Genomic DNA, 16,773 nt, shown 5'->3' on the forward strand with positions numbered 1-16,773 from the left:
CATTTATCTCCTAAGGAGCATTGTTTATGAAAGTGAGACAATCAATTGAGAATTTACTCACAATTTTAAGAAATAATCCGAATATAGCCCATTGGCATACAATTCCTGAACGACATGCTCAGTCTGTCTCTTTTCCAGAAGAGATGGACAAACGATTAATTGAGGCATTAAGTCACAGAGGAATTTCATCTTTATATCGTCATCAAGCTGAAGCGTTCTTAAAAGTTAAAAAAGGAAAAAATATTGTGGCGGTTACCCCAACGGCTTCTGGTAAAACGCTTTGCTACAATTTACCTGTTCTGCAAGGAATCATTGAAAATGAGTCAAAGCGGGCGTTATATCTATTTCCAACAAAAGCACTTGCTCAAGATCAAAAAAGTGAAATGAATGAATTGATCGATGAGATGGGCATATCAATCAAAAGTTATACCTACGACGGAGATACACCGGGGCAAATTAGACAAAAAATAAGACAAGCTGGTCACGTCGTGATAACCAATCCGGACATGTTACATTCAGCGATATTACCACACCATACAAAATGGGTTTCATTATTTGAGAATTTACAGTATGTAGTCATTGATGAACTCCATACATATCGAGGTGTATTTGGAAGCCACGTAGCTAATGTTATCAGACGGTTAAAAAGGATCTGTGAATATTACGGTAGCCATCCAGTTTTTATTTGTACTTCAGCAACGATTCAAAATCCGAGAGAACACGCAGAAATTTTAACTGGTGAGAAAATGCATTTGATAAACAAAAATGGTGCACCAAGTGTACGGAAACATTTTATCTTTTATAATCCACCTGTTGTCAATTATGCGCTAAATGTAAGGAAAAGTGCAACACTTGAAGTTAGAGATCTTGCCAAAACTTTTTTAAAAAACGATATCCAGACCATTGTTTTTGCAAAAAGTCGTGTCAGAGTTGAACTGTTGCTAAGTTATCTTCAAAAACTCAATACGGGTAGACATGAACGATCGAAAATAAGAGCCTATCGAGGCGGTTATTTGCCTTCTGAACGACGAGCCATCGAAAAAGGATTAAGAAACGGAGAAATTATGGGTGTTGTGAGTACAAATGCGTTAGAACTTGGAGTGGATATCGGACAACTACAAGTATGTATCATGACAGGTTATCCAGGTAGTGTCGCAAGTACATGGCAGCAAGCAGGAAGGGCAGGCAGAAGGCAAGACGAAGCTGTGATTGTAATGGTCGCTTCTTCAGATCCTCTTGATCAATATATTGTTCATAACCCTAGTTACTTTTTTGAAAGAAAACCAGAAGCGGTACGTATCAATCCAAATAACATTATGATATTAATAGATCATATAAAATGTGCTGCTTATGAATTGCCGTTTCAAGTTGGTGATCGTTTTGGTGATTTAGAAGTTGACGATCTTTGTACCTATTTAGCTGATGAGGATGTTCTACATTTTCAATCTAACAAATGGTATTGGATGAATGATGCCTTCCCAGCGACAAATATTAGCTTAAGGTCGGCCTCTCAAGAAAATGTCGTTATTGTTGATCAAACCCACCCTGGATCTGTTCAAATCATTGGTGAAATGGATCGATTTAGCGCAATGACCATGTTATATGAAGAAGCTATCTATCTTCATCAAGGAAAGCAATACCAGGTGGAAGAGTTAGACTGGGAAGAGAAAAAGGCTTATGTACGTTCAATTAGTGTGAATTATTATACTGATGCTAATTTAGCGGTACATCTCGATGTACTCGATGTTGATCAATATGATAAAGAGATGGGAGAAACAATAGAGCGAGCTTTTGGCGATGTGTCTGTTCGGGCTCTGCCTACGATATTCAAAAAAATAAGATTTGAAACCCACGAAAATATTGGTTCAGGACCTATACATCTTCCAGAGGAGGAAATGCATACGAGTGCAGCATGGATAAGTTTTTCAAACGAAGTAGTTGAAGAGGTAGGGAAAGAGACGTTTGAATATGTCTTGCTCGCTTTAAGCCACGTTCTCAAAACGGCCGCGTCATTATTTGTGATGTGTGATGTGGGAGACTTGTCTGTCGTCCCCATGATTAAATCCCCTCATAATGAGAGAGCAACGATATTTATCTATGATCGATACCCGGGTGGAATCGGGCTCAGTAAAACGATCTATCATAAATTTCCGGAATTACTTGGAGAAGTAACGTCATTAATTGAGGGGTGTCATTGTGAAAAAGGCTGTCCTTCTTGTATTGGTCTTGGTGAAGAAGCGCCAAAAAACATAAAAAAAATCATTATTAATCTATTGAAGGAAACTAAATCGTGTCATTAAAAAAGCAATTAGAACGATATAAGCAAAAAAAGAAGCAAAAATCTATCCATGAGACGCCCATTAGTCATGAAGGTCAACCGTCCAAGGTTAAGGAAAGGCGTAAGTTTTCGAAAGAGGAAATATATGAGAAAGAGCTTCGATTAGCAGCGCAAAATCTCCATGCTGATATTAAAACTTTTGACAATCAAATGGTTCTTATCAGATCAAAACAGATTGATTTGGACGAAAAAATAGGTCCATACACGGGGAGACAACTTTTTGATATTATATCGAAATGGCAGGAGCTGACGCTGACTCATCCTTTATCGGCACAAGGGTTAAAAGCAGAGGAGTTGCTATTCTTTGATACAGAAACAACGGGTTTAGATACTGGGGCTGGAAATATGATCTTCCTGATTGGTTTTGCACGAGTATCAGAGGATGGAATTATCTTAAAGCAATATTTTTTACCGGGACCTGGACACGAAACGGCTTTTTATTATCATTTTTTAACGGACTGTAAGGAACTTAAACACCTTGTGACGTATAATGGAAAAGCCTTTGATTGGCCAAGAGTGAAATCACGCTATCAATTTGTCCAAGATCGTGTACCCAAACTACCTGCTTTTGGACATTTCGATTTACTTCATGCCTCGCGGAGGCTTTGGAAAAATCGTCTCGAACAAACACGTTTACAAACAGTTGAAAAAGAGATTCTGGGGATTGATAGGGGAGGGGATATCCCTGGGCATATGGCTCCATTTTTATATTTTCAGTTCCTTAAACAACCTAAAGCATCGCTTGTTGAAGGGGTCATAGAACATAACTTTCAAGATATTCTAACATTAATTAGTTTATATATTCATCTTTCTATAAAATGTTTTGGTGAAGAAAATGTAGACGATGATGAACAGTTTGAAATAGCCAGATGGTTTCAGTATTTAAAATGCAACGAGGAAGCGATCGCACGATTTGAAAAATTGATTAATTCTTCATCTTCATCCGAAATAAAGGTTAAAGCGAATCTGAATCTTGGAGAATTATATAAAAAACAAAAAAATTATTCACTAGCTTTAAAGCATTATCTGAACATCATTGAAACGGGGCAAGTAGAAGATGAATCCACCTATATTGAAGTGGCCAAATTATTCGAACATCAATATAAGGATATAGATCAAGCACTAAAATATACACAATGTGCCATGAGATTTATCAAGAATCGAAGGATCACTCATACATCAGATTTGTCTAAAAAAATGGAACCATTAATCAAACGAGAAAACCGTTTGAAGCGAAAGGGAAATAATAAAAATTAAGATAAAAATATTCCCCGGGTAAGCGCAAAATACGTCTTTCTTCGCTATTATTAGTGTTGAATAAACCCTTTATCTGACTTTTTCGACAAAATTCACTCGAATTTAAGATTAAATAAGGAAGGTTCTCCATGAATGCACAAGTCTATCTAATAACAGGTTATAAACCTAATGAGTTGGGCATATTCTCTGAAAAGCATAAAGGAATACGAGTGATTAAACATTGCTTGCGATCACAGATTCTTCAGTTAGTGGAAGAAGGCGTCCAATGGTTCATCATCAGTGGTCAACCTGGCATAGAAATTTGGGCTGCTGAAGAGATTTTAACCCTTAAGGAAGAAGGATATGAAATGAAACTAGCCGTAATGCCTCCCTTTTATGAACAGGAAGAAAGGTGGTCAGAGGCGATGAAAGAGACCTACCAACGTATTCTTTCTGAAGCAGACTTTGCTGACTTCATTTCAAAACGACCTTATCAAAGTCCATTACAATTGAAACAGAAAAATGATTTTTTAGTTGAGAAAAGTGACGGAATGCTTCTTTTGTATGACACAGAACAGCCAGGAACTCCGAAATACTATTTACAAGCAGCTAGCATAAAAAATAAAAAGGTCCATTATCCCATCCGTTTTATTACTCGATATGATATTGAGTGGGCGGCGGAAGAATTAAGGGAACAAGATCCAAATTATTGGACTAAATGAGTGATTGACAATTCGTGATTGTTTTGGAAAAATAATAGAAAGGGGCTTGAATAAAGAGGTGAGAAGAAATGAGTAAATTGGTTAACTTAACCACTCAAGATATTCTTGATAAAGAATTTAAATCGGGACTCAGGGGATATCAACCTGACGATGTGGACAAATTTTTGGACATCATTATAAAAGATTACGATACATTTGAAGCAGAAATTAACCGTCTTCAAAAAGAAAATCAACGTTTAAAATCAGAATTAAATAATCAACGAGCGGAACCTAGACGTCCAATTTCTGTTAATCAAGGTCAAACAAATTATGACATATTAAAACGGCTTTCTAATTTAGAAAAACACGTATTCGGAAGTCGATTGCACGATTGATGTTGCTTTTTTAATTGAAATAGTGTAAAATATATTTTTGTGATGTTATTGATGTTCAGGTAATCGCTGTACCATCATTGATGGTATAGAGGAAAGTCCATGCTCGCACGATCTGAGATGATCGTAGTGTTCGTGCCTAGCCAAGTCATAAGCTAGGGTAATCTGGATTTGTCTAGATTAACGGCTAGAAAATCACCTAAGTCTGTTTTTATAGATATGGTTATTTTCTTGTAAAAGTGCCATAGAGACGAGTTTTACTGGAAACAGTAAAAGTGGAACGTGGTAAACCCCTCGAGCGAGAAACTCAAATTTGGTAGAGGAATTCTCTGGATGGAAATGAACGGAAAGAGAGACGGAATATAATTTCTGTAGATAGATGATTACCACCGGCGTACGAGGATAACGGTCCGTATGAAGTACAATGGATACAGAACATGGCTTATCGAACATGAATAATGCACGTTACACGAGCCCAATTTATGGGCTTTTTTCATACATAAAATTATTGAACTTAGCTCGTTTTGAATCAATGTGGCTTAAAGGGGTTGTTCAAAAAGTCACCAAATGATAAGCTGCGAATCTCGGCGCCCACTTGTTTTTCCGGTCCTCGGGAACTGCCGCCGCTCTTAGCCTTCCGACGCCCAGGATGGGCTAGTTAATGGCGTTTCTTGCAGGATTCTAGTGTACTTAGCCAGTAACCCGTTTCGTTTGCCACCTTTTTTTGAACACGCACTTAAAAAGGTTTTCATATATATTTTGATTTGCCAAATCGATGAATTTAATTACATGACAAAATAGGTAAAAACATAAAAGATGATCAAACTAATATTAAATAGATTTAAAAATCGCACTTATTCGAGGAGGAAAGTTAGTGACAAAAAAGTTAACCCTTATTGCGACAACTGCGATGGGTTTAGAAGCAATTGCTGCAGATGAACTGCGAAAGCTAGGGTACACGGATTTACAAGTTGAAAATGGAAAAATTACATTTCAAGGTGAACCAAAAGATATTTGCAGAACAGCACTATGGCTTAGAACAACTGAACGAATTAAAGTAAAAATAGGTGAATTTAAAGCAACGTCGTTTGATGCTTTATTTGAGCAAACCAAAGCTCTTCCTTGGGGTGACTATTTGCCCGCTAATGCAGAATTTCCAGTTTCGGGGAAATCGATAAAATCGGAGTTATACAGTGTACCTGATTGTCAATCCATTGTAAAAAAAGCGATTGTAGAGAGTTTGAAAAATAAATACCATATCGATTGGTTTACCGAAGATGGACCTTTCTTTAAAATTGAAGTGACATTAAGAAAGAATATCGCAACCATCTTAATTGACGCAAGTGGTGCCATGCATAAACGGGGATATCGTTACCTACATGGAGAAGCCCCTCTTAGAGAAACTCTTGCAGCCGCTCTTATCTATTTAACAAAATGGACACCAGACCGTCCGTTTGTAGACCCGTTTTGCGGTTCTGGAACATTACCGATCGAAGCAGCCTTAATCGGTCAAAATATTGCGCCAGGTTTTAATCGCGAGTATATTTCAGAAGATTGGCCATGGATTCCAAAGTCAGATTGGGATGAAGCACGCTTGGAAGTAGAAGATTTAGCTCGCTATGATCAACAACTCAACATTTTAGGAAGCGATATTGATCATAAGATGGTTGAATTGGCCTCACATAATGCAATGGAGGCGGGGTTTGGTGATTTGATTAAGTTTAAGCAAATGCAGGCAGCGGATTTTACTACACGCGAGGAGTACGGCTGTATGGTAGGGAATCCCCCTTATGGTGAAAGAATGAGCGATATTGAAACCATTCGTAAAGTATGCGGTCAATTAGGCCAAATTTATAAAGAGAATCCTACTTGGTCGTTTTATTTTATCTCTTCATTCGCTGAATTTGAAACTTGTTTTGGAAAAAAAGCATCAAAAAAACGTAAACTCTATAACGGTCGTATACGAACGGACTATTATCAATATTATGGTAAACGACCGCCTAGACAATCTGAATTTGAACACAACGAATAACTTTCTTCTTAAGCAAAGCAGGAATTAGAGGTCATACCGTCGAACGCTTTTTAAAGTAACATTTACATTAATAAAAAGGGTGTGTTTGTAAATGCCTATCCAAGAAGTGGAAAAAGCTTATTTTGAGTATGTAAAGAAAATGATGGACTTTAACGAAGCAATCGCGCTTGCTGCTTGGGACATGCGGACGGGTGCCCCAAAGAATGGAATTGGACAAAGATCAGAAGTTGTAGGTACTTTATCTGACGAAGTTTTTAAACGGTCGATTTCTGATGAAATGAAAGGATACATAGATGCTTTATCTGATCCTGCTGTTCAAGATTCACTAAGTGAGAGAACGAGGAGATCAGTTGAAAAATCACGAGAAGAATACAATCGCAACGTAAATATTCCTCCAGAGGAAAATAAAGCCTATATCATTCTTCAAACAACAGCAGAAAGTGTGTGGGAAGAAGCAAAAGAGAAATCAGATTTTAGTCTATTGCAGCCTTATCTTGAGAAAATGGTAGATTATAAAAAACGCTTTATTCGTTATTGGGGAGAAAAAGGTGGTTCGAAATATAACACCCTTCTTGATTTATATGAGCCTGGAATAACGGTTGACATCATCGACCGAGTTTTCAAACAACTTAGGGAAGGCATTGTTCCACTCGTTAAACAAATAGCTGAAAAAAAGCAGCCTCAGACAGCGTTTTTAAACGAACATTTCCCTAAAGAAAAACAAAGGGAATTTAGTATCCATATGTTAAAGAAAATGGGGTATGACTTTCATTCAGGTCGTTTAGATGAAACCATGCATCCATTTGAAATAACTTTAAATCCAGGCGACGTACGTGTGACCACTCATTATCTTGAAGATGATTTTCAATCGGCTATCTTCGGAACCATCCATGAAGGCGGACATGCTTTATATGAACAGCATATTTCAAAAGACCTCATTGGAACTCCGCTTTGCACGGGAACATCGATGGGTATTCATGAATCTCAATCATTGTTTTTTGAAAATGTGGTCGGGCGAAGTTATGCTTTTTGGGAAGCCCATTATGGCGAACTAAAATCATATAGCAGCGGTCAGTTTGATGATGTTTCTTTAGATGATTTCTACCGGGCTATTAATGTTTCAAAACCGTCGTTTATCCGTATCCATGCGGATGAGTTAACTTATCCGTTGCATATAATGGTTCGATATGAACTAGAGAAGGGTCTTTTTGATGGAGATTTACATGTTAAAGATTTACCAGGTGTTTGGAATGAAAAAATGAAGGAATACTTAGGCATTGTCCCAACGAATGATCGGGAAGGTGTATTACAAGATATTCATTGGCCAGGAGGAGATTTCGGCTATTTTCCATCATACGCCCTTGGGTATGTGTATGCGGCCCAATTCAAACATAGGATGTTAAAAGACATACCTGATTTCGATCATCAATTAAAAAATGGTAACATTGATGCGATACGTTCTTGGTTGACGAAACATATTCATCAATACGGTAGTTTAAAGAAACCGCTAGAAATTATCCTTGATACAACAGGTGAAAACATTAATGCCAGTTATCTAATTAACTATCTCAATGAAAAATATAAGGAAGTTTATGGGCTGTAATTTTAAGAAATTTTTCATTTGAGATTTTAAACATGAGGTGATCACTTTGTCGATTATTCAGCCTAAGGATATTAAAGAGATATTATCGAGGAGCAAGCGGATTGCCGTCGTGGGATTATCAGATAAACCGAATCGAACGAGTTATCAAGTAGCCAACTATATGCGCCAAGCAGGGTATACTATCATACCCGTCAACCCAACAGTCGACGAAGTATTCGGAATAAAGGCTGTTCCGACTTTAAAAGATGTTGATGGCTCAATTGATATTGTGAATGTTTTTAGACGTAGTGATGCTTTGTTAGAGGTTGCAAAAGAAACGGTAGACGTACAAGCAAAAGTTTTTTGGGCTCAACTTGGATTATATCATCAAGAAGCGGAGTCCTATTTAGCAAAGCATCACATTCCAACGATTATGAATCAATGCATTAAAGTGGCTCATCAACACTACATCCTATAAAAAAAGATGGACTTTGCTAAAAAGTAGAGTCTATCTCTTTATTGATTTCAGAAAAGTCAAAATATTGAATTTGACGATTTCAAGGTATTATGCCATAGTAGAATACGTGTTCTTTTATGATGATCATAAATAGAGTCCTTATTTCATAATAAACATTAAAAAGATTGCTCATTTTTAAAGTTACTGGTTTAATACATAAAGAGGTTGTTCAAAAAGTCACCAAATGATAGTGCGAATCTCGGCGCCCGTTTGTTTTTCCGGTCCTCATGTAGCGGATACAAGAGGATTGCTGGCTATAATCGCTCACGTCCTGTGACTGGCGCCAGAAGCTAGCATGTCATGTGGAATGCCGGTCCTAAGGAACTCTTATCCTTCCGACGCCCAGAACGGGCAAGTAACTGGCGTTTCTTGCAGGATGCCAGTGTACTTAGCCAGTAACCCTTTTCATTTGTCAACTTTTTGAAAACGCACATAAAGTGGAATGTACATTTTATTTTTCTTATAAAATTTTTCTTTTTTATAAATGTTTTTTTTTGCAGCATGAAGTGAAGGGAGTTTGAACGATGGTTAAACAAACTTATAATGACGATACGATACAGGTTCTTGAAGGGCTTGAAGCGGTTCGGAAACGACCAGGGATGTATATAGGTTCAACAGATGCCAAAGGATTGCATCATCTTGTTTATGAGATCGTTGATAATGCAGTGGATGAGGCACTTGCTGGTTATGGAGACCAAATCCTCGTAACGATTCATAAAGATAATAGTATCAGTGTACGAGATTATGGTCGCGGAATGCCTACAGGAATGCATCGAACCGGTAAACCAACCCCTGAGGTTATTTTTACCATTCTCCATGCAGGTGGAAAATTTGGGCAAAGTGGTGGTTATAAAACAAGTGGGGGCCTTCATGGTGTAGGTGCCTCCGTTGTGAATGCTTTATCAGAATGGTTAGAAGTGACCATATGGCGAGACGGAGAAAAATTTAAACAACGATTTGAACATGGTGGCCATCCGGCTACAACGCTTGAAAACTTAGGTAAAGCAAAAGGAACCGGGACGCTCATTCACTTTAAACCTGATTCATCCATATTTAGTACGATCGTTTTTAATTTTGACGTCTTAAGCGAACGACTACAAGAAGCCGCTTTCCTACAAAAAGGACTAAAAATTATCCTTAACGATGAGCGGTCAGATAAAGAAGAGACGTATCAATATGAAACAGGTATCCAGGCCTTTATTGAGTATTTGAATGAAGATAAGGATACTTTGCATCCTGTTGTTTCTTTCTCAGGTCATTCAGGTGGAATCGAAAGCGATATTGCCTTTCAATTTAACGATGGGTATTCAGAAAATATCCTCTCCTTTGTCAATAACGTCAGGACACGTGATGGTGGAACGCATGAATCCGGTTTTAAAACGGCGATTACACGTGCATTTAATGATTATGCAAGGAAGAGTGGCCTACTTAAAGAAAAAGACAAGAATCTTGACGGAACAGACATTCGCGAGGGATTTACAGGGATTGTGTCTGTAAGGGTACCAGAAGAAAAGCTTCAGTTTGAAGGTCAAACCAAAGGAAAATTGGGGACGAATGAAGCACGTTCAGCAGTGGATGCCATCGTCTCCGAACAATTAAGTTATTTTTTAGAAGAAAACCCGAAAATCAGTGAAATGTTGATAAAAAAAGCAGTCAAAGCCTCTCAAGCTCGCGAAGCTGCAAGAAAAGCTCGCGAGGAGGCGAGAAATGGGAAAAAGGGGAAAAGAAGAGAAACCGTCTTAAGTGGTAAGCTCACTCCAGCTTCTTCAAAAAATCCTGAACGTAATGAACTGTATCTTGTGGAAGGAGACTCAGCTGGTGGATCGGCTAAGCAAGGGAGGGACCGCAAATTTCAAGCTGTTTTGCCTCTTCGCGGAAAAGTCATCAACACTGAGAAAGCAAAACTTGCTGATATTCTTAAAAACGAAGAAATAAATACCATTATCCATGCCATTGGTGCTGGGGTTGGACCTGACTTTAACCTAGCTGATACAAACTACGACAAAGTGGTGATCATGACTGATGCAGATAATGACGGGGCACATATTCAAGTCTTGTTACTGACCTTTTTCTATCGTTATATGCGACCGTTACTAGAAGCAGGAAAAGTTTATATCGCGCTCCCACCTCTTTATAAAGTTAGCAAAGGGTCCGGAAAAAAAGAAGTGTTAAAGTATGCTTGGGACGAACGAGGGTTGAAAGAAGCAATTAAAGAAATTGGAAAAGGGTATATCTTGCAGAGATACAAAGGATTAGGTGAAATGAACGCCGATCAATTATGGGAGACAACCATGAACCCAGAAACAAGAACGCTCATCCGAGTTAAAATTGATGATCCCGCACATGCAGAAAGACGTGTAACCACACTTATGGGCGATAAAGTGGAACCAAGACGGAAATGGATTGAATCTCATGTTGCTTTCGGTTTAGATGAAGAAACAAATATTTTAGAAAATGAAAATATCTCTGTTACTGAAGGAGAGAGACCATAATGGCGAGTCAAGAAAAACTACTCGATTTACCTCTTGAAGAAGTCATTGGTGATCGATTTGGTATTTATAGTAAATATATTATTCAGGAAAGGGCTTTACCTGATGTAAGGGATGGTTTGAAACCCGTTCAAAGGCGAATTTTATATGCCATGTATCAAGATGGCAACACGTTTGAAAAACCGTTTCGGAAGTCAGCTAAAACAGTAGGTAATGTTATTGGTAATTACCATCCTCATGGAGACTCTTCTGTTTATGATGCCATGGTTCGTATGAGTCAAGATTGGAAAGTGCGAAATGTTTTAATCCAAATGCATGGTAATAATGGGAGCTTAGATGGTGATCCACCTGCAGCGATGCGTTATACAGAAGCAAGATTGTCATCCATTTCAAGTGAACTCTTGAGAGACATCGATAAACAAACGGTTGACTTTGTTTCAAACTTTGACGATACAACCGAAGAGCCGATTGTTTTACCTTCCCGATATCCAAATCTTCTCGTGAATGGTTCGACAGGAATATCAGCAGGGTATGCTACAGAAATTCCTCCTCATCATTTGGGTGAAATTATAGATGCGACTATCTTACAAATGGAAAAACCGGATTGTACATTAGATGAATTAATGGCCATTGTAAAAGGCCCTGATTTTCCTACAGGCGGAATTGTACAAGGACTTGAAGGTATTCGCAAAGCATATCGTACTGGCAAAGGAAAAATTATCGTACGTGGTCGCGCAGAGGTAGAACCATTACGTGGTGGCCGGGAGCAGATTGTGATTAATGAATTACCATATGAAGTCAATAAAGCAAACCTTGTGAAAAAAATGGAAGAATTGCGTTTAGATCGAAAAGTTGAAGGTGTGGCTGAAGTTCGTGACGAAACCGATCGTACCGGTACAAGGATCATCATCGAGTTAAAAAAAGAAGCCGATGCCAATGGTATTCTAAACTACTACTATAAAAATACCGATCTACAAATCACATATAACTTTAATATGATTGCGATTAATCGTAAAACACCTGAATTGATGGGTCTTAAAGACATTTTAAAAGCTTATGTTGATCATCAAAAAGAAGTTGTCATCAATCGATCAAAATATGACTTGAAGAAAAGCGTGGATCGTGAACATATCGTTCAAGGGTTAATTAGAGCTGTTTCTATTTTGGATGAAGTGATAGCAACCATCCGTGCATCCAAAGATAAAAAAGATGCTAAATTGCACTTATCTGAACAATTTGGTTTTACAGAACCACAATCAGAAGCTATTGTTAATTTACAATTGTATCGCTTAACAAATACAGATGTTGTGACATTAGAAAAAGAAGCTGAAGAATTGAAGAAAAATATAGCAAGCTTGCAGAAAATATTATCTTCAGATAAAGTTCTTGTGAATGTGATAAAAAAAGAGCTGCTCGCCACGAAGAAAAAGTATGAAGATCAAAGACGTACAACCATTGAAAATGAGATTGAGGAAATAAAAATTGATCTTGAAGTCATGGTAGCTTCAGAAGATGTTATGGTTTCACTTACCAAACATGGTTATGTAAAACGTTCAAGCCTACGCTCTTATGCAGCGAGTAATGACAATGATATTTCGATGAAAGATGATGATTACTTGTTGTTTAAACAAGGAATGAATACGACAAATACCTTGTTGATATTCACTAAGAAAGGCCATTATCTTTACCTTCCTGTACATGAAATTCCAGATAAGCGATGGAAAGATATGGGCCAGCATGTAGCAAACATCATCCCAATTCAATCTGACGATTCGGTGATATGTGCTTATCCAATTGTCGATTTTAAAGAACCATTATACCTTAATTTCATTACTGAGCTTGGCATGATCAAACGAACAGAGCTGATGCAGTATCAAGCTCAACGTCATTCTAAACCTCTCATGGCCTTGAAATTGAAAAAAGGCGATCAATTAGTTGATGTTCATTTAACAGATGGACAAGCGAATGTATTGATTGCCACAAAGCATGGCTTTGGATTATGGTTTGACGAGGCTGAAGCTGGAACAGTGGGTCAAAGAGCAAGTGGCGTCAAAGCGATTAATTTAAAAGATAACGATGTCGTGATTGGCAGCGCAGTCTTTGGTGTAGGCCAAAACCCAGAAATAATTCTTGTTACACAACGCGGAGCAGTTAAAAAAATGTCGATCTATCATCAATTAGAAAAGACTTCTCGTGCAAGAAGAGGGGCCATGATGTTACGTGAACTAAAAAAATCACCGCATCGACTGGTTGGTGTGTCATTAATTGATAGCAGCGATCATCTCATGATTCTTACCGAAAATGGGGAAAGAGTCGAAGTAAATGCAAGTGATATCCGCTCTAGTGATCGATTAAGCAATGGATCCTATGTACTGGATCAAAATGACACCGGTGATGCGATATCTATCTGGAAAAAATTAATGGATAAACAAGAGGATAAATAAATACCTAAATTTAAAATAACAGGGTCTATGCTTGCCATAGACCCTGTTTCAAATCGTCTGGTTTAGCCATTTACTTATTATAATTGCTGCCAACATCTTATGTTAACGATATAAAAGAGAGCGTTGACAAACTATTTGTGTTAACTTAATATAAAATTAAGTTAACATGAGGAGATTAAGATGAAAACAAAAACTTTAGTACTTATATCATTATTTGTTGCTTTTATGGCCGTTTTAGGATTTATGCCAGGAATTCCAGTACCAGTGATTAGTGTATCAATTACTCTGCAAACTTTAGGTGTCATGCTGATTGGCGGAGTACTTGGGGCTAAAAAAGGATTTACCACGCTCTTTGTCTTTACTTTACTTGTCGCTATTGGAGCTCCTTTTTTAGCAGGGGGTCGTGGAGGATTATCATCACTTGTGGGTCCTTCTGGTGGCTATATTCTTTCTTGGCCAGTAGCAGCTTTCGTCATCGGTCTATTATCAAACTTCGTAAAACCAGGTCGCTATCAAGTTGTCAAATATTTTGGGATTAATGTGTTAGGTGGTATTATCCTTGTCTATGCTGCAGGAATTATGTATTACTCAATGATTACATCTTCGCCAATTATCCCGGTAACGGCTGCCAACTTGGCGTTTATTCCTGGTGATGTGATTAAGGCAATTGTAAGCGCCGTTTTGACAGTGCAACTTAGAAAAAGACTAAAACTATCTAATAATACAAAAATGGCTGCATAGCTTAAACAGCCATAATAAAACATAAAGTAAAGTAAAAACTCTCTGGATCTACTTAATACCAGAGAGTTTATTCATGTCATTAACCAGACTGCTATTCTATAGCTACGATTAAACCGAGGTAAGCTAAGAAAAGGCCGACTAAATAGGTTAAAGTCAGATAAAGACCGAATGCTTTCCATTTTTTACTTTTTAATAGTTGAATTAACTCTAAGTTCAACGTTGAAAAAGTCGTGAAGGCTCCCATAAATCCTGTTCCTAAAATTAGTACCCAAGTTAAAGTAAAATCACTCCCGGCTATGAAACCTAATAAGAATGATCCTATCCAGTTAATGCATAACGTACCTATTGGTAAAGTAGATGATATGTTTTTCTTAGCCATGTTACTGATAAAAAAACGAGCGGTTGCACCTAGGAAACCACCTATTGAGACTTGAAGTAGATGTAATATCATTCGTCATCTTCCTTAACTTTTAACGTGTAATTGAACATCATTCGTTCTCCTAATTGATAACCCAACCAGGATGTAAATAATCCGCCTAATAGACTTAGTAGGATATAGACAAGTGATAGACTATAATAGCCTGTTTTTAAAAGTGAGATACTTTCAACACTAAATGTAGAGAAGGTCGTAAAGGCACCAATATATCCTGTTCCTATTCCTATCACAACATCACGAGGGAAGATCTTGCGCCGAGAAAGGTAGGTTGTTAACCAGCTTAGTAAGAAGCAACCAATTAAATTAATCAACAAGGTAGGTAGTGGAAACGAATGTTGCCATACATGTGTGAACGAAATTCCAAAAAAATAACGAGTTAAGGCTCCGAATACACCGCCTAAACCAACAATAAAATATAGCATACCTAACTGCTCCTTAAGTTTGCACAAAAAGATAGACTCCTACCAGCTAAAGATTAACTAGTAGGAGTCATCAGCGCAAGTGCATTTAATGGCGAACTCCATCGCCTATTTTAACTGTCATTAGTTTATCAAAGCTCATACACCGTGTCAACGGTGTCTAATTGTTTGTTTTTATGAAATAGCCGAGAACACTCGTGACTTTAGTCATGAGTGGTTCAGAATGTGGTTAATGATTGTATTATTTATCGCTTATTGTAATAAATATCTTTTATATGCACTCTAATCGAAAAAAGATTTTACATCAGGATACAACTGTATTAAACTACTTTAAGGAGAAATAAAGTGATGTTTAGAACGGAAACGAGGGAAGAAAGACTATGAAGAAGAAAATTGTATTTACTGGCGGGGGATCGGCAGGGCACGTAACACCGAATCTTGCACTAATAGATCATTTAAAGAAAGACTGGGATATTCATTACATAGGCTCAAAAACAGGGATTGAAAAAGATCTCGTTGAAGCTCAAAATATAAAATATGACGGCATCTCTAGTGGGAAATTACGCCGTTATTTTGATTTAAAAAACTTTAAAGATCCTTTTAAAGTTCTAGGCGGGGTCATGCAAGCGTATTTTATTATCAAAAAGATAAAACCAACGGTTATTTTCTCAAAAGGTGGTTTTGTTTCAGTTCCTGTCGTGATTGCTGGATGGCTGAATCGGATTCCTGTTTACATTCATGAATCGGATATAACCCCTGGGCTCGCTAACCGAATTGCCATTAAGTTTGCAAGTAAACTATTTGTTACGTTTGAAGAAGCGGCTAGCCATTTTCCACAAGAAAAAGTGGTTCATACTGGGGCGCCTATTCGAGATAAATTACTAAATGGGCGCAAACAAGCAGGACTTGATTTTCTAGGGTTCAAATCGTCAAAACCGATCCTCCTGATGATGGGTGGAAGTCTTGGAGCAAAAAAAATTAATGACGTCTTAAGATCATCCTTAGACGACCTACTTAAAAAATTTCAAGTCGTTCATCTATGCGGGAAAGGTCATTTAGTACCTGAAAAGGAAGGTTTAGATGGATATCGACAGTTTGAATATATTAATGAAGAACTTCCTGATGTATTAGCGGCATCCAGTATTATTTTGTCTCGAGCGGGTTCAAATGCAATTTTCGAGTTCTTAGCGTTAAAGAAACCGATGATTTTGATTCCCTTACCTTTAAGATCGAGTCGTGGAGATCAAATTTTAAATGCAAAATCTTTTAAGCAAAAAGGATTTTGTGAAATCTTAGACGATGATACATTATCAGAAGATCAGCTTATCAAAACCATTGAAAAAGTGTATCACGATCGGTATGAGTATATTGATCGGATGAATAAAGCACCTAACACCACTAATGGTATTGAAAAAATATTAAAATTGATCACTAATAGTTAGAAAA

At 37.6% G+C, this 16,773-nt stretch carries 13 protein-coding genes, 1 other RNA gene and 1 riboswitch; of the genes, 12 read left to right on the forward strand and 2 right to left on the reverse strand.

The features are described from left to right. The first annotated feature begins 26 nt into the window (after positions 1-26). The 11 genes from FG390_RS02565 (at position 27) to FG390_RS02615 (ending at position 14,472) form a co-directional block, all read left to right on the forward strand. Positions 27-2,300, forward strand: a complete 2,274-nt coding sequence (locus FG390_RS02565; RefSeq protein ID WP_141189433.1) for a DEAD/DEAH box helicase — start codon at positions 27-29, stop codon at positions 2,298-2,300. Next, complete coding sequence (locus FG390_RS02570) at positions 2,291-3,595, forward strand: ribonuclease H-like domain-containing protein (protein WP_141189434.1); 1,305 nt, start codon at positions 2,291-2,293, stop codon at positions 3,593-3,595. The genes FG390_RS02565 and FG390_RS02570 overlap by 10 nt, the downstream gene beginning before the upstream one ends. 128 nt (positions 3,596-3,723) lie before the next feature. Beyond that, complete coding sequence (locus tag FG390_RS02575) at positions 3,724-4,296, forward strand: SLOG family protein (RefSeq protein WP_141189435.1); 573 nt, start codon at positions 3,724-3,726, stop codon at positions 4,294-4,296. A 68-nt stretch (positions 4,297-4,364) separates the two neighbouring features. Further along, positions 4,365-4,670 carry a cell division regulator GpsB gene (gene gpsB / locus FG390_RS02580; RefSeq protein ID WP_141189436.1) on the forward strand — a complete coding sequence of 102 codons (306 nt, stop codon included), beginning with the start codon at positions 4,365-4,367 and terminating at the stop codon, positions 4,668-4,670. 51 nt (positions 4,671-4,721) lie between these two features. Further along, positions 4,722-5,117, forward strand: an RNA gene (gene rnpB, locus FG390_RS02585) — RNase P RNA component class B. 424 nt (positions 5,118-5,541) lie between these two features. Then, positions 5,542-6,699, forward strand: a complete 1,158-nt coding sequence (locus FG390_RS02590; RefSeq protein ID WP_373681516.1) for a THUMP domain-containing class I SAM-dependent RNA methyltransferase — start codon at positions 5,542-5,544, stop codon at positions 6,697-6,699. A gap of 91 nt (positions 6,700-6,790) precedes the next feature. Continuing rightward, the gene (locus FG390_RS02595; protein WP_141189437.1) at positions 6,791-8,302 is read left to right on the forward strand and encodes a carboxypeptidase M32; all 1,512 of its coding nucleotides are present in this window, start codon (positions 6,791-6,793) and stop codon (positions 8,300-8,302) included. 40 nt (positions 8,303-8,342) lie between these two features. Continuing rightward, a complete protein-coding gene (locus FG390_RS02600) occupies positions 8,343-8,759 on the forward strand; it encodes a CoA-binding protein (protein WP_141189562.1) in 417 nt (138 codons plus the stop codon). A 563-nt stretch (positions 8,760-9,322) separates the two neighbouring features. Further along, the gene (gene parE / locus FG390_RS02605; RefSeq protein WP_141189438.1) at positions 9,323-11,290 is read left to right on the forward strand and encodes a DNA topoisomerase IV subunit B; all 1,968 of its coding nucleotides are present in this window, start codon (positions 9,323-9,325) and stop codon (positions 11,288-11,290) included. Continuing rightward, positions 11,290-13,731: a DNA topoisomerase IV subunit A gene (gene parC / locus FG390_RS02610; RefSeq protein WP_141189439.1), complete on the forward strand. Its 2,442-nt coding sequence runs from the start codon at positions 11,290-11,292 to the stop codon at positions 13,729-13,731. The genes parE and parC overlap by 1 nt, the downstream gene beginning before the upstream one ends. A 180-nt stretch (positions 13,732-13,911) precedes the next feature. Next, complete coding sequence (locus FG390_RS02615; RefSeq protein ID WP_141189440.1) at positions 13,912-14,472, forward strand: biotin transporter BioY; 561 nt, start codon at positions 13,912-13,914, stop codon at positions 14,470-14,472. Between the two features lie 91 nt (positions 14,473-14,563). On the opposite strand, the gene crcB (FG390_RS02620) is transcribed toward FG390_RS02615, so the two are convergent. Together crcB (FG390_RS02620) and crcB (FG390_RS02625) are read right to left on the reverse strand one after the other, a co-directional pair. Continuing rightward, positions 14,564-14,920: a fluoride efflux transporter CrcB gene (crcB, locus tag FG390_RS02620; RefSeq protein ID WP_181406346.1), complete on the reverse strand. Its 357-nt coding sequence runs from the start codon at positions 14,918-14,920 to the stop codon at positions 14,564-14,566. Further along, entirely contained in the window at positions 14,920-15,330 is a 411-nt protein-coding gene (crcB, locus tag FG390_RS02625) for a fluoride efflux transporter CrcB (RefSeq protein ID WP_141189563.1), read from the reverse strand. Before crcB (FG390_RS02625) ends, crcB (FG390_RS02620) begins: the two co-directional genes overlap by 1 nt. Positions 15,331-15,384: 54 nt before the next feature. After that, positions 15,385-15,445: riboswitch (Fluoride riboswitch) on the reverse strand. A gap of 262 nt (positions 15,446-15,707) precedes the next feature. On the opposite strand from crcB (FG390_RS02625), the gene murG reads away from it, so the two are divergent. Then, on the forward strand, positions 15,708-16,769 hold the full coding sequence (gene murG / locus FG390_RS02630; protein ID WP_141189442.1) for an undecaprenyldiphospho-muramoylpentapeptide beta-N-acetylglucosaminyltransferase: 1,062 nt from the start codon (positions 15,708-15,710) through the stop codon (positions 16,767-16,769). Positions 16,770-16,773 lie beyond the last annotated feature (4 nt).

It is taken from the genome of Terrilactibacillus laevilacticus, assembly GCF_006517395.1.
Taxonomy (GTDB): Bacteria; Bacillota; Bacilli; order Bacillales; family Sporolactobacillaceae; genus Terrilactibacillus; species Terrilactibacillus laevilacticus.

Excerpts from the sequence above, each read along its gene's own strand:
- gpsB (WP_141189436.1), top strand. The coding sequence starts at position 4,365 with ATGAGTAAATTGGTTAACTTAACCACTCAAGATATTCTTGATAAAGAA.
- murG (WP_141189442.1), top strand. The coding sequence starts at position 15,708 with ATGAAGAAGAAAATTGTATTTACTGGCGGGGGATCGGCAGGGCACGTA.
- parC (WP_141189439.1), top strand. The coding sequence starts at position 11,290 with ATGGCGAGTCAAGAAAAACTACTCGATTTACCTCTTGAAGAAGTCATT.
- FG390_RS02575 (WP_141189435.1), top strand. The coding sequence starts at position 3,724 with ATGAATGCACAAGTCTATCTAATAACAGGTTATAAACCTAATGAGTTG.
- parE (WP_141189438.1), top strand. The coding sequence starts at position 9,323 with ATGGTTAAACAAACTTATAATGACGATACGATACAGGTTCTTGAAGGG.
- FG390_RS02595 (WP_141189437.1), top strand. The coding sequence starts at position 6,791 with ATGCCTATCCAAGAAGTGGAAAAAGCTTATTTTGAGTATGTAAAGAAA.
- FG390_RS02615 (WP_141189440.1), top strand. The coding sequence starts at position 13,912 with ATGAAAACAAAAACTTTAGTACTTATATCATTATTTGTTGCTTTTATG.
- crcB (WP_141189563.1), bottom strand. The coding sequence starts at position 15,330 with ATGCTATATTTTATTGTTGGTTTAGGCGGTGTATTCGGAGCCTTAACT.
- FG390_RS02565 (WP_141189433.1), top strand. The coding sequence starts at position 27 with ATGAAAGTGAGACAATCAATTGAGAATTTACTCACAATTTTAAGAAAT.